Annotated in this window: 13 protein-coding genes; 11 read left to right on the top strand and 2 right to left on the bottom strand. The window is 64.2% G+C overall.

What is annotated here, in order from left to right:
- On the top strand, positions 1 to 719 hold a 719-nt coding region (locus tag EN738_RS35550; protein ID WP_189605897.1), incomplete at its 5' end, for a hypothetical protein.
- 161 nt (positions 720 to 880) lie between these two features.
- Here EN738_RS35550 and EN738_RS19625 read toward each other — a convergent pair.
- Positions 881 to 1,420 (bottom strand): dihydrofolate reductase family protein, encoded by a 540-nt coding sequence (locus EN738_RS19625; RefSeq protein ID WP_127285152.1) that lies wholly within the window; start codon positions 1,418 to 1,420, stop codon positions 881 to 883.
- Between the two features lie 137 nt (positions 1,421 to 1,557).
- Here EN738_RS19625 and EN738_RS35545 point away from each other — a divergent pair, with 137 nt between their 5' ends.
- The 3 genes from EN738_RS35545 to EN738_RS19615 are packed head-to-tail and all read left to right on the top strand — an operon-like array spanning position 1,558 to position 3,701.
- A complete protein-coding gene (locus tag EN738_RS35545; protein ID WP_128274106.1) occupies positions 1,558 to 1,989 on the top strand; it encodes a hypothetical protein in 432 nt (143 codons plus the stop codon).
- Positions 1,989 to 2,855, top strand: a complete 867-nt coding sequence (locus tag EN738_RS19620) for an alpha/beta hydrolase (protein WP_189524297.1) — start codon at positions 1,989 to 1,991, stop codon at positions 2,853 to 2,855. Before EN738_RS35545 ends, EN738_RS19620 begins: the two co-directional genes overlap by 1 nt.
- A 27-nt stretch (positions 2,856 to 2,882) precedes the next feature.
- Positions 2,883 to 3,701 (top strand): Stf0 family sulfotransferase, encoded by an 819-nt coding sequence (locus tag EN738_RS19615; protein ID WP_127285150.1) that lies wholly within the window; start codon positions 2,883 to 2,885, stop codon positions 3,699 to 3,701.
- Here EN738_RS19615 and EN738_RS19610 read toward each other — a convergent pair.
- Complete coding sequence (locus EN738_RS19610) at positions 3,690 to 4,886, bottom strand: cytochrome P450 (RefSeq protein ID WP_189340662.1); 1,197 nt, start codon at positions 4,884 to 4,886, stop codon at positions 3,690 to 3,692. The two genes, EN738_RS19615 and EN738_RS19610, sit on opposite strands and share 12 nt — an antisense overlap.
- Positions 4,887 to 5,061: 175 nt before the next feature.
- Between EN738_RS19610 and EN738_RS19605 the strand changes: the two genes are divergently transcribed.
- The 7 genes from EN738_RS19605 to EN738_RS19575 all read left to right on the top strand — a co-directional run.
- Complete coding sequence (locus EN738_RS19605) at positions 5,062 to 5,985, top strand: Lpg1974 family pore-forming outer membrane protein (RefSeq protein ID WP_127285148.1); 924 nt, start codon at positions 5,062 to 5,064, stop codon at positions 5,983 to 5,985.
- Between the two features lie 72 nt (positions 5,986 to 6,057).
- Entirely contained in the window at positions 6,058 to 6,861 is an 804-nt protein-coding gene (locus EN738_RS19600) for an alpha/beta hydrolase (RefSeq protein ID WP_189340597.1), read from the top strand.
- Positions 6,862 to 7,050: 189 nt separating this feature from the next.
- Positions 7,051 to 9,492: an ATP-binding protein gene (locus EN738_RS19595; RefSeq protein WP_127285146.1), complete on the top strand. Its 2,442-nt coding sequence runs from the start codon at positions 7,051 to 7,053 to the stop codon at positions 9,490 to 9,492.
- Positions 9,493 to 9,497: 5 nt separating this feature from the next.
- Complete coding sequence (locus tag EN738_RS19590) at positions 9,498 to 9,878, top strand: response regulator (RefSeq protein ID WP_127285145.1); 381 nt, start codon at positions 9,498 to 9,500, stop codon at positions 9,876 to 9,878.
- 249 nt (positions 9,879 to 10,127) lie between these two features.
- Complete coding sequence (locus tag EN738_RS19585) at positions 10,128 to 10,514, top strand: response regulator (RefSeq protein WP_127285144.1); 387 nt, start codon at positions 10,128 to 10,130, stop codon at positions 10,512 to 10,514.
- Complete coding sequence (locus tag EN738_RS19580; protein WP_127285143.1) at positions 10,514 to 12,268, top strand: YaiO family outer membrane beta-barrel protein; 1,755 nt, start codon at positions 10,514 to 10,516, stop codon at positions 12,266 to 12,268. Before EN738_RS19585 ends, EN738_RS19580 begins: the two co-directional genes overlap by 1 nt.
- Before the next feature lie 2 nt (positions 12,269 to 12,270).
- A partial coding sequence (locus EN738_RS19575; protein WP_127285142.1) for a HEAT repeat domain-containing protein occupies positions 12,271 to 13,030 on the top strand: 760 nt, incomplete at its 3' end.

The raw sequence follows: 13,030 nt of genomic DNA, 5'->3' as shown, positions 1-13,030 counted from the left end.
ACCGCTCGACGACGACGGGGGCCGGCGGCGCCTGGTCGATCGGCGGACTGACGCTGGCCGATGTCGGCAAGAACATCTACGAGGTCGTGCCGGACGGCTCGCAGCAGACCGGGATCCTCGTGCAGACGGTCGACAATCCCGGCAGCGGTGGCACCGACACCGGCAACGACTTCACAAACTTCCTGCCGCCGGCCGGCCAGGGCCTGACGCCGGGCTTCTGGAAGAACCACCTCGATATCTTGACCCAGGAGCTAGGCGAGTTCCACTCGGGCTGGAACTCCAACACTTCCTTCGAGACCATCTTCGAGTTCCAGAACCTGTCGAAGATTCCAGGAACGCCCTCGATCGCGGATGCGTTGGGAGCCAAGGGCGGTGGGGTGAACCACCTCGAACGCTCCTCGGCGGCGGCGTATCTCTCCGCTGCCGTCACTGCCGTGCCCGACGGCCCCGGCGGTAAACCGGAACTCAATTTCAGTTTCTCCGCGGCGACCAGTTCGAACCCGGCCATCATCGCAATTCTCAATCAGATTGACACGAACGACGACCACACGCTGCAACCGGGCGAGGTGATCGCCGCGGTGCGGGACGTCCTTAACGACACCAACGCCCCGACCTCCAATTTCGGCCTGACCGGTCAACCGGGGATCAACGATATCGCCAACGCCTTCGATGCGATGAACAACCAGACGCATCCGGACGCCAGCGTCTTCCTCATCTGACGAGCTGGCGTAAATCTCGTCCGAACAGCAATCGGGGGCTCCTTGCCCCCGATCGTTCGATGACGGCAGCTTTCCTAAAGCAATAGACAGAGCGGAGCCTTCACGTCCGCGGCGCCGCGCTGCTTCCTGGCCCGGCGATGCCCAGCCTTTGGAGCAGGCTACTAACCCTTCGCGACCGGCGCATACTCCAGCGCCACCACGCCATTGCTGAACGGGACGGCCGAGATCAGCTCTAGCGCGAGCGGCTCCTCGGTCGGGAACAACGGCTTGCCCTGGCCGACGGCGCCCGGATAGACGAGCAGCCTCAGGCGATCGACGAGCCCGTGACTGAGCAACTGCCGGGCAATGCTCAAGCTGCCATGCACATAGATGTTGCCGCCGTTTGTCTGCTTCAGGCTGGCGACCGCTTCGGGCAGGTGGCCTGCGAGCAATTGCGCCGGTTGCCAGTCGAGCGCCTGCAGGCTGGTCGAGGCGACAAATTTCGGCAGCGCATTGAACCGATCGGCGAAGTCTCCGGTTTCGGAGGGCCATGAACCGGCAAAGATCTCGTAGGTCGTGCGGCCGAGAAGCATAGCGCCGCTGTCGGCGAGTTCGGCCTCCTTGAACGCGTTCATCTCGTCGTTCCAGGTGACGTTCGGCAGCTTCTCGACCTCGGCGATGCCGTCGACGCTGATGAACTCCGTGATGATGACCTTTCTCATGCGCGCTCTCCCGTCGGCAGTAGCCCCTCTAGCAGTCAAGATCGCGACGCCACGACTATTCGCCCCGCTCTTTTCCCTCTAGCTCGCCCCGGTTCCTCATCATAATCTCGCGCCCGCTTGAAACACCATGAGTCCGTATGAGCAAGCTTCTTTTCACCCGCGTTCCTTTCAACCCGTTCTCGCTTGGTCTGGTCTGCAACTTCATTGCGCACCATCCGCCCTTCGACGGCTACGAATTTGGCCAGATGGTGAAGTCGTTGCGCTATCAGATCGAGCAGCAATCGCATCTTATCGGTGCCATTGACGATGCGATCGTCGCCTACGTCGGCTGGGTCGTGACCAGCCGTGAGATCGCCGAAACATGGGTCGCGAACAATGGCCCGCTCAATCCCGATCCTGGTGGCAGCGCAATTGCCGCAACCGTTATGGCGACGCGCTCGTCCTCGCACATCCTGCCGCTGATCAAGGAGGCGAAACTGCTCAACCTCGACAAGTCGGTCTACTGGAAGCGCGACTTCATCGATGCCCGTGGCGCCATGAAGCGCGCCGTGCGCAAGCGGGATGCATGATGGACCAGGCCGCGCCAGGCGAGGGGCTCACCCAGGAGATTCTGATCCGCCTCGGCGACCGTTATGCGTCGATGCTCGTGCGCATTTGGCAGCCGGCCGGCCAGTCTCGTGGGACAGTCTATTGCCTCCACGGTTTTACCGGGAACGGCGCCGATTTCGATTATCTCGCGACCTTTCTTTGCCGCAACGGCTATCTGGTGATCTGCCCCGATCTGCTTGGGCGTGGGCGCAGCGCGTTTCTTGGTGCGGGTTACGACATCGATCTCTATTCCCGGTGCTTGCGCGCGCTCGGTCGGTTTGCCGGCAAGGAGAACCACTTCATCGGCACATCATGGGGCGGGCTGATCCTGGCACTGTTCCTCCATGCAAACCGCGGCCGTGTCGATCGGATAGTCCTCAATGATGTTCCCATGATCGGCGGCCCGAAGGTCGACGCCCTGAGAGACGCGGTCATCCGGGAAAGCACGCTGACCTTCGAGACGCGCGCCGTGGCGAGGGACTATCTGCGTGCCGCAAGCGCCGAGATGGGCACCGTCGAGGAAGTGGTTCTAAGCCGCTACATCGAGAACCGAATCGCCGGCGGCACCGACGGCGTTCGGCTGGCCTATGATCCGGCCGCGACCGAGAATTTCGCGACAATGACCGGACGTGCATACGATCTGTTTCCCATGGTGGCCAAGCTGGATGCGCGCATGTTGCTGATGTATGGGCGAAAGAGCGAATTCATCGACAGGAGCGCCTTGGAGCGGACGCGTCGCGTCCGGCCAGACATCTGTATCGTCGACAACATTGATGCGGGCAGCCCGCCCTCGCTGATGACGATTGATCAGGCTTTCTTGATCCTGGGTTTCCTGTCCGCCGTTTGAACTGGCGCTGCCTTTGGGGGATCGGCAATGCACTTCGAGGAAGCATACGGAAAGCTGCAATCGGCTGCTTTCGATCAGGCTGGGTCGGATGGCAAACCGATCAAGATCCTGATTTGCACGACGCCCCGAACTGCCGGCCATTCCTACTGTCGGGTGCTGAAGCATTTCGGGCTCGGTCTGCCCACCGAGTACTTCCAGTGGCAGTTTGCGCTGCCGCTCCTGCGCCGCTGGACCGGCCACGATGCCATCGACGTCCCGGCACTCGATCGCGCGGCAGCGTCATACGGACGGCAACTTCTGGCAAGACGCTCGGTCAATGGCGTGTTCGCGGCAAAGCTGTTCGCAGGCAATCTGAACTTCGCGCGCAACGCGATCGGCCAGGACGATACAAGGTCATTTTATGTGTTCCTGTCCCGACGCAACAAGGTTGACCAGACCGTCAGCCTGCTTGCGATGCTCTATACCGGGCAACCGTTCGATGGCGGGGATACGCTGCCGGGAATCCCGAAGTTGAAGACGATAAGCCAGAAGGCGGTCATCGATACGGTGCGCCATATCGCCGACTCTGAGGTCATGTGGCGGAACTACCTCTCGACCATTGATCCCATGAGGGTAGTCGATGTCGCCTATGAGGATTTTGTCGCCAGCCCGTACGAGAATGTGCGAGCGACGATGCGAAACTGGTTTCCGGCCCATGATCTGGACAAGGCCGCCATCGAGGCAAGCGCGCGCTATCAGCACGATGCGGATATGAAAACTATCATCGCAAGGCAATTCGGAAGCCTGATCCGGGACCTGTGGCGCGACATGCCTGGCGCAACGGACCGGCCATTGTCAGCGCCTTGACACCACGACCGCCATGCCTGTCGCCGGGCGCAATGCCAGCGCATAGTCGAAGCGGATAATGTCGTCGGTGCGGGCGAATGCGAACTGCCGCACCACCGCGCGAACCGCTTGCTCGACCTCGAGCCGGCCAAGGCGTGCGCCGCCGCACATGCGCGGCCCGGTCAGGAACGGGATGAAGGCGCGACGGTCGAAACTATTGTCGATGAATTCCTTGCGGCTGGCATCGAATGTCCGCGGATTCTCCCAGAACTCGGGATGCTGGTGCGCGCCAACGATGGAAAGCATGATGAGTTGCCCGGCCCTCAGCGCCACGCCGTCGATTACCGTGTCGGCGCTCACCTCGCGCGTCAGGAACGGAATGGGCGGAAAATACCGCATCGTCTCGTTGATGAAGCAGTCGGTGAACGGCGTGTCGGCCTTGGCGCCGGCGATCTCGTCATGGATACGCTCCTGTACTTTCTGGTTGGCGCCGAGCCTGTCGATCACCCACAGCACCGTCGTCACGGTGGTTTCGACGCCCGCGAAAAGGTTCATGACGAACTCTTCGATGGGCGAGAAGCTGTCGATTCCGCCTGATTTCTCGGAGAAGCGGCGCATTTGGGCGGCCGATCGTGGGTCCGCCATCAGCTGCGCTCCGAACTCGGCTATGACCGCGCGGGCGTCGCTGATGACGCTGGTGCGCTCAGCATCGGTCGGCGTGACCCAGGAGTAATATTGCAGGCGGCGCAGCACCTCGCGGGTCCGGTCAAGCAATGCCGCCGTCGACCGGGGCTCAGCCACAAGTCTGAACGCCTGATAGAAGATGGTCAGGGCGCCAGCGAACAGCGCCTCCTGGATGCCGGCCAGGGACGTTTCGCAGACGCTGAAGCACGAGGCGAAGATATCGGACACGCTTTGCACCTGGGCGGGCTTCGCTGCAGCGAGGTAACTGTCTTGCGTGATTGAGCGCCTTGTCGCCCACTCCTCGTCATTGGTGTTGAAGCGGCTGAAGCCGAGTGCGGAAATCAGCGAGAAGTTCTTGCGAAACAGGTTCGGGGCCTTGGCGATCCTGTCGACCGCGTCTGGGTGGTCGAAGACCGCGAGATTGCCGATTTCACGAGGCTCGGGGGTGATCTGGCCGCTCCGGGCAAAGAGCGCGTAGGCGAGATTGTTCAGAAAGCCTTCAATTTGCGCTGGATTGTCCACGAAGCCCCCGTTTGTCATCGTCTGGCGCTAACTATCTCTAGTCATTGTGTTTTTTATTGCTGTTGCAAAGATGTTACACTGACGCGGCAAAGTGTCGGGGCATCCTCTCGGCAATAGGCCGTTATCCGAGTCTCTGCAATATTGGCAGCCGCGAGAATCTGGGGTGGGGATAAGCATGCGGGCTCAAGTACAGGGCAAACTTTTAGCAACGGTGGCGGCATCGGCTGCCTCCGTGACAACCATCGGCGTGGCCACGGCTCATGCCGGAGAGGCGCAACCATCGGACCCGGCGGTCATCGATGCGCGCATCAAGATGTCGTTCGAAGGCGCCTATTTCTGGAACAATGTCCACAAGGACGACAAGCTCAGCAGCGACAAGCTGGGCAACAGCAACGGCGACATCTCCGGGTCAGTAGCGTTGACCAAGCAGATTTCCCCGGGGCTGGATTGGCGTCTTTCCGGCACCTTTCATGTCGGCAAGCACCGGTCGGTCCTTCTTGGCGAGGGGCCTGTCACCGATCCAGACGGTACCATTAGCGCTCGTTACGGCGACGGCTACGCCTTTCAGGCGTTCGATTTCGACGTCGGCAAGCACGTCAAGGCACAGCAGGCTGACATCCGCTTCTTTGGCGGCCTGCGGATCGCACATGCGGACGAAAAGGTGTTCGACTTCTCCGAGACGTTCACGCCTGACAATCCTGCCGACAAGGGCATTTCCGCCGACAAGGTTGGCTCGTCCGAATACTGGGGCATCGGTCCAAGGGTTGGTGCCGAGGCTTATTACCCGGTCGGCGAAAACTGGGGCCTGACGGGCGCCGTTTCGGGCTCCGTGATGTGGGGCCGCCGCACCAACCGTGTTGGTGGCAGTGTCACGCAAACAAACCCTGACATGCATGCTTCCGCAACTTTGTTCAGTGAGAGCTCGAGCGAAACGGTCTCTAACCTCGATGCGTCGGCCGGCTTGAGCTGGACGCCGATGCCGAACACGACCTTGACCGCAGGCTACAAGATCGAGGCATGGCACAACCTTCTTGTGAATGCCGACCACGAGAACCAGGTATTCCAGGGGCCGTTCCTGCGCCTCGAAGTCAAGATGTGATCGCAGCGGCCGGTCAGGGTGGCTTCGGTTACGACTTTCGAGTCCAGGTTCGCATCGAACGGGAACGTTAGGTTGCACTACATCGCGGCGGGCTCCGGCCCGCCGATCGTTTTTCTGCACGGGTTTCCCGACCATGGTCTTGGCTGGCGCCGTCAGATCGAATCTCTATGCGGCAACTACAGGGTCCTGGCGCCGGATCTGCGCGGATTCGGGCTAAGCGACAGGCCGAGGGGACATGCAAACTACGCGTTGCTGCCGAACCTCGTTCAAGACGTGCTGTCCATCCTCATGGCGGAACGACTCTCCCAGGCTTCAATCGTCGGCCACGACTGGGGAGGAACCATCGCCTGGTGGCTGGCCATGCGCGTGCCGTCGGCGGTACGCCACCTCATAACTCTCTCCAGTCCCCATCCGCGCAACTATCTTCGGGCCATAGCCGATCCAGCCAATTCCGGATATTTCGGTTACGTGCGCCGCTTCCAGGAAGCCGGTGTGGCAGCCCTGCCCACGCCGGACGAGCTTGCCAGCTGGGTTGCCGACGTGGACGATAGACAGGCGCTCGTGGCGTCGCTTCGGCAATCCGATCCGGAGGCGGTGCTGAACTACTACAGGGCCAATATTCCGCTGGGCAGGGTGCCCGACATCGGCCCGCTGCCGTTGATCAGGGCGCCGACCCTTGCCCTGTTCGGCACCGACGATCCCTATGTTCCGGCCAGCGCCTTCGACGGCACGTTCCGCGAGGTCGACAACGTCTCTTCCGTGCTGGCGCTGCCCGGTGCCGGCCACTTCATCCACCACCAGGCCGCCGCCTTCGTCACGCGCGAGATCGAGGCCTGGGTGGCGCAGCCGCCGTCGAACTTCCGCCACCTCGCCTGAAGCCCCTTCGCGGCCGGAGGTCGTCGACATATGCCGTTCGCTGGGCGATGATCGCGTCGGCCTGACGCTTCGCACTGGTCGCCGATTCGGCGTTTCGGCCTGTCCCATTGTCGCTCAGACCGGTCCACGGCTCTTTAGACCTCGGATAGGTTTTGCCGGTATCTATCGGAAAAAAGGAGCCGGAAAGTCATGACCGATATCTGGCGCTCACTCCTCGCCAATCTTGCCCTGGTCTCCATCCTGGTGGTCGCCTGGGATCTTGTGGCGGATTTTACCGGGCGTCTCTCGCAGCGCAGGCAGTCGCTGGTTCTCGGCGTGGTGATGTGCACGGGCGCGGTCATTTCCATGGCGACGGCGCTCTCCGTCTCCGGCTTCATCGTCGATCTGCGCGCCGCCTTCATCGCCGCCGCCGCCTTCTTCGGCGGATGGCCGGCCATGGTCATCGCCACGGCCGGCTCCATTGCCTATCGCATCCATCTCGGCGGCCAGGGCGCGAGCATCGGGATCGTGGGCATCCTCATCACGGCTGTCGTCGGCATTGCCTGGCATCACATCGTCGCGGCCCGGTCGCGCACCATCTTCGACATATTCGGCCTCGGCGTGTCGGTCGCTCTCGCCGGACTGATCACGCTCCTGGTCATTCCCCCGCAAGTCGTCGCCGGCATGGTGCAGCAGAGCACGTTCCCGTCGCTTGTGTTTCGCTTCCTCAGCACCATCATCGTCAGCGTGCTGCTCGACCGCCAGCAGCGGCGGCGCGATCTTGTCATGTCCAACATGATCTACCGGGCCATGGTTCGCGAGCTGCCGGATTGCCTGAACATAAAGGACGTCGACGGCCGCTTCATCGCCGCCAATCCGGCGACCGCCGAAATGGTGAACGCCACCTCGGTCGAGAACCTGATCGGCAAGACGGATTTCGATTTCTACCCGAAGGATGTGGCGGAGCGCTTCCGGCAGGACGAGATGGGCGCGCTGGAGGCCGGCCAGACGCTGCGCATCGACCAGCCGGCGATTTTCCCGGACGGCAAGCAGGGCTGGCTCTACACGCTGAAGGCGCCGTTCCGCGACGAGGCCGGCAAGATCACCGGCGTCATCACCTACAATCGCGACATCACCGAGCAGAAACGCAATACCCAGCTCAAGAACGATTTCATCTCGACGGTCAGCCACGAATTGCGCACCCCGCTGACGTCGATCCGCGGTTCGCTCGGCCTGATCGCGGCCGGCGTGGCGGGCGAGCTGCCGCCAAAGGTCGCCAACCTCATCAACATCGCCCACAACAACAGCGAGCGGCTGGTTCTTCTCATCAACGACATCCTCGACATGGAGAAGATCGAATCGGGCGTGATCGCCTTCAAGATCAAGCAGATGCCCGTCCGCCCCCTGCTGGAGCAGGCCATTGCCGCCAGCTCCAACTACCGGGCCGACGGCGGGATCCGCATCGTCCTGGTCGACGATGCCCCGCGCGCCGAGGCCAACATCGACGAGGATCGCCTGCATCAGGTGATGGCCAATCTGCTGTCGAATGCGATCAAGTTCTCCAACGCCGACGGCACCGTGACGGTGAAACTCGAGCGCCGCGATCGCGACATGCTGCGCATCTCGGTGATCGATCAGGGCGCCGGCATTCCCGAGGCATTCCGCAGCCGCATCTTCGGCAAGTTCGAGCAGGCGGATGCCTCCAGCACCCGCAAGCAGGGCGGCACCGGCCTCGGCCTGAGCATCGTCAAGACCATCGTCGAAAAGCTCGGCGGCGCCGTTTCCTTCGAGACCGAGGAAGGCAAGGGAACCTCGTTCCATGTCGACCTCGCCGAGGCGCAGAGGCAGCCTGACAAGCCGGTTTCGACGGAGCGCCGGTCGCGGCCGCGCGATGGCCGCCTGCGTGTCCTCATCTGCGAGGACGAGACCGATGTCGCGGCGGTGATCGCAGCACTGCTCGATGCGGAGGGCTTTTCCAGCGACGTCGCCCCCGACATCGACACCGCCATGGCGCTGCTGCGCTCCCGTGATTATGTGGCGCTGACGCTCGACATCAGGCTGGCGGGTGAATCCGGCATCAAGCTCTTCCACGACATCAGGGCGTCACCGGTGAATTCCGACATCTCGGTCATCGTCATCTCCGCCGTCGCCGATGAGGCCAAGCGCTCACTCAACGGCACCGCCGTCGGCATCGTCGACTGGCTGGAGAAGCCGGTGGACTCGAAGCGGCTTCACGCCGCTCTCTCCAAGATCGTCGCCGGCAAGGTCGAGCGCAGGCCGAGGATCCTCCACGTCGAGGACGACGAGGGCGTGCTTGCCGTGATGTCGGCGGGGCTGGGTCCGGACGTCTTGATCGCCTCGGCGAAAACGCTGCAGGAGGCGCGGCGGGCGGTCGCCAAGCATCGCTTCGACCTGGTCATCCTGGACATCGCGCTTCCCGACGGGTCGGGGCTGGACCTGCTCATCGATCTGCCGCAGGAAACCCGAGTCATCGTGTTCTCGGCGGCGGAGATGGACGAGAAACTCGGCGACCGGGTGCAGGCGATGATGACCAAGACCAGGGCGTCGGAGATCGATGTCGCCAAGCTGGTCCGGCGCATGTTGGTTGCGTCTCGCAACGCGGCGAAATCCACCGCGCAAGCAGGGGAGTGACATTGATGTCGGCAAGGATCCTCTATGTGGACGACGAGGACGACATCCGCGAAATCGCGCAGATGTCGCTGGAGCTCGAGCCTCGGTTCGAGGTGCGGTCCTGCTCTTCGGGCGCCCAAGCGCTGGCGGTCGCCGCCGACTGGCAGCCCAACCTCATCCTGCTCGACGTGATGATGCCGGACATGGATGGGCCGGAGACGCTGAAGCGGCTGGCCGCCTCGCCGCTTACGGCATCGATTCCCGTGGCGTTCATCACGGCGCGCACCCAGACGCATCAGGTTGAACATTATCTGGCCATGGGGGCGGTCGGGGTCATCGCCAAACCCTTCGACCCGCTGGCGCTCGCCGCTGAGGTCGGGAAGCTGCTGGCGCTGCGCGCGCGCTGACGGGCTGTTCGGGCTTCCCGGCGGCCGCATCGGCGGGAAGCTGTGCGGCGCCGTTTACGGCTCATATACCATGCCGACTTATTCATCTACTGATTGTAGCGAAATGCGGCCGTCGCGAATCGGCTATAACTATGATCGCACGGGTGTTGCGGGCCTGCGGCCCGCGCGGAACTATGGGCGTGGACCACATTGGCGGATGGCGGTTCGTTGATTGATCACTCCGGGGGCGATGGAACCGGAGCAGCACAGGTGGATGGAGCGAAGGCAAGAGTTCTGATCTGCGATGACGATCCCTTGTTGCTCGAGCTGATGGAATTCAGGCTGCGGGCGAAGGGATACGAGGTCATCAAGGCGGTGGACGGGGCCGAAGCGCTTTCGAAGGCGGAGCGCGACGGGCCCGACATCATCGTGCTCGACGCCATGATGCCCAAGGCGGACGGCATCGAGGTGCTTGCGCGCATCAAGGGCGACCCCAACCTGTCCGAAACCCCCGTCGTCATGCTGACCGCCCGCAAGGCCGAAAAGGACATCGTCTCGGCGCTCGAAAAGGGCGCCGACGACTATCTTGTGAAGCCGTTCATCCCCGAGGAGCTGCTGGCCCGGCTGGCGCGCCTGATCGCGCGGAAGAAACGCTGATGCGGCAAAGCCGGCGCGCAGCCCTTGCCGCATGCATGTTCCTGGCAATGGCCGCGCCTCCCGGTGTTTCATGGGCCCAGACGGTCGACGAGCTTTACGCGTCCGGCGTCAAGGCGAGGCAGGCCCAGCATTTCGACGAGGCGGCGGATCTGCTCAAGCGCGCGTTGGCGCTGAAGCCCGACAATGCCGATGCCCTGGTGCAGCTCGGCTTTGTCGAGCTCGGCCGCAACGATCTGCCGGCCGCGCGCGACGCCTTCTCCAGGGCGCTGTCGCTCGCCCCGACCTATATGGATGCCAGCTTCGGCCTGGCCGAGGTCGAGTTCCGCTCCGGCAATCTGGATGCCGCGCTGCCGCTGGCCGAGAAGGCGGCGGGCGCCGAGCCCGGCAATGCCGATGCCGCCACGCTGGTCGAGACCATCCGCAAGGCAAAGCAGGCGGCCGGCGGCAAGCCCAAGCCGGCTCCGGCGACGGCAGCGTCCGCGAAGACGGCGCCGCTGTGGCGGCCCGATCCCGTCGCCGGGCTGATGGAGCAGGGCAGGCGGCTCAAGGCCGCGGGCAAGCTGGCCGAGGCCGAGCGGGCCTATCGCCGGGCGCTAAAGCTGGCGCCGAGGAACACCGACGTCCTGGTCGCCCTTGGCCTGGTCGCTGGCGCCGGCCAGCGCTTCGACGAGGCCGGGCAGTTCTTCGACCGGGCCCTGGCGATCAAGCCCGGCTTGCTCGACGCCCGACTCGGCAAGGTCCGCCTGGCGATCTGGCAAGGCGACGTGCCGCGCGCCCGCGCGATAGTCGATGACGTGCTGGCCTCAGCGCCGGACAATGTCGAGGCGCTGAACCTCGACGCCAGGATTTCTCTTCTCGAAGCGGACTACACGCGGGCCGGGCAATCATTCGATCGCGTGCTTGCGATCGATCCGCGCAATGCGGAGGCGCTGGTGGGGATCGGCGACGTCCGCCGCGCCGAGGGCGACGACGCGGCCGCGCGGGCAGCCTACAACCAGGCGCTCGCCATCGAGCCCGGCTCCGCCGAGATCGAGCAGCGGCTGGCGGTGCCGCCGCCGCGCAAATGGCGGCTCGACATCGGCACGGAGGTCAGCGACCTCACGGGCGGCCTCGGCGACTGGACCGACAGCGCGGCCGGCCTTGCCTATCGGCTGTCGCCGGCGACGACCCTTTCAGGCCGCACGCGGGTGGCGACCCGCTACGGACACACCGACGTCCAGGTCGAGGGCCGCATCGACCAGCCATTTTCGCCCGCCTTCTCCGCCTATGCGCTGGCAGCCGCAACGCCGGATGCCGATTTCCTGGCGCGCTATTCGATCGGCGCTGGCGCGTCCTGGCAGGTCGTGGCGCCGGCGAAAGCGTTCGGACCGGTCTCGCTCAACATCGACGCCCGCTACGACGATTTCGCCGATACCGGCGTCACCACCGTCTCGCCCTGGGTGCAGGGCTACATTTTCGACGGCCGGCTCGGGCTGTCCGCCCGCTGGGTGCATGCCGAGGACGATATCGGCACCCGCGCCGACGGCTATGTGCTGCGCGCCGACCTCGCGGTGACGCAGCGCTTCAACGTCTTCGGCGGCTACGCCGACGCGCCGGAAATCTCCGACGGCACGCTGGTGCCGACGCGCACCGTCTTTGGCGGCGTTTCCTTCGACGTCACCGATCCGCTGACGCTGCGCGCCAGCATCGCGCATGAGCAACGCCCGACATTCGACCGAACCATCGTCGGGCTCGGCCTGACCGCGCGGTTCTGACCATGTGGTACGTCTGGGACCTCTCCATCCTGCTTGGCGCGCTTTCCATCGCGATCATGCTGATCCTGATCCTGCGCCGGGTGCTGCAGGAGCGCCGCGGCACGGCCAACGCCGATCAGCGGCGCCAGCTTCTGACGGCGCTGATCGCCTTCACCGAAAACCGCGACCGCGAGGCCCTGAAGGCGGCCATCCTCGCGGTGCCGGCCGGGGTGGCGATCAATGCCGGCTTCGAATTCCTGTCGCTGCTGCGCGGCGCGGAGCACGACGACGTCCTTGCCGCCTTCAAGGAATGCGGCATGCCGGCCCGTGTCGGCAGGCAGCTTGAACGAGGCAACGTCGCCGAACGCATCCACGCCGCCGAGATGCTCGCGGCGCTGGATTCGGAGGATGCGTCGGCACGCCTGCTTTCGGCGCTGGCCGAGGACCGCTCGCGCGAAGTCAGGATCGCCGCGGCCATCGCGCTCAGCGATCTCGGCAGCCTGCCGCTGCTCGACTTCGTACTGGACAATATCGGCGTGGCGGGGCAGCGCTCGCGGCGCGTCATCGAGCTGTTCAGGCGCTTTCCGCGGACGCGCTTCAACGAGCTTGCGGTGCATGCATCGCGCGCGGACGGCGTGCCAGTCGTCAGGGCGGCCGCGATCGAAGCGCTGGCCCGCGCCGGCGGCTTCGGCTTCGCCGATTTCTTCGCCAGCCTCGCCGGCGATGCCTCACCCGAGGTCGCCGCCGCCGCGCTCCGCGCGCTCGGCCTGACCGGCCATGCCG

The organism is Mesorhizobium sp. M4B.F.Ca.ET.017.02.2.1 (genome assembly GCF_003998955.1).
GTDB classification, from domain to species: Bacteria; Pseudomonadota; Alphaproteobacteria; order Rhizobiales; family Rhizobiaceae; genus Mesorhizobium; species Mesorhizobium abyssinicae.
The sequence above is the reverse complement of the archived record's forward strand: the minus strand, read 5'-3'. Positions and strand labels throughout refer to the sequence as shown.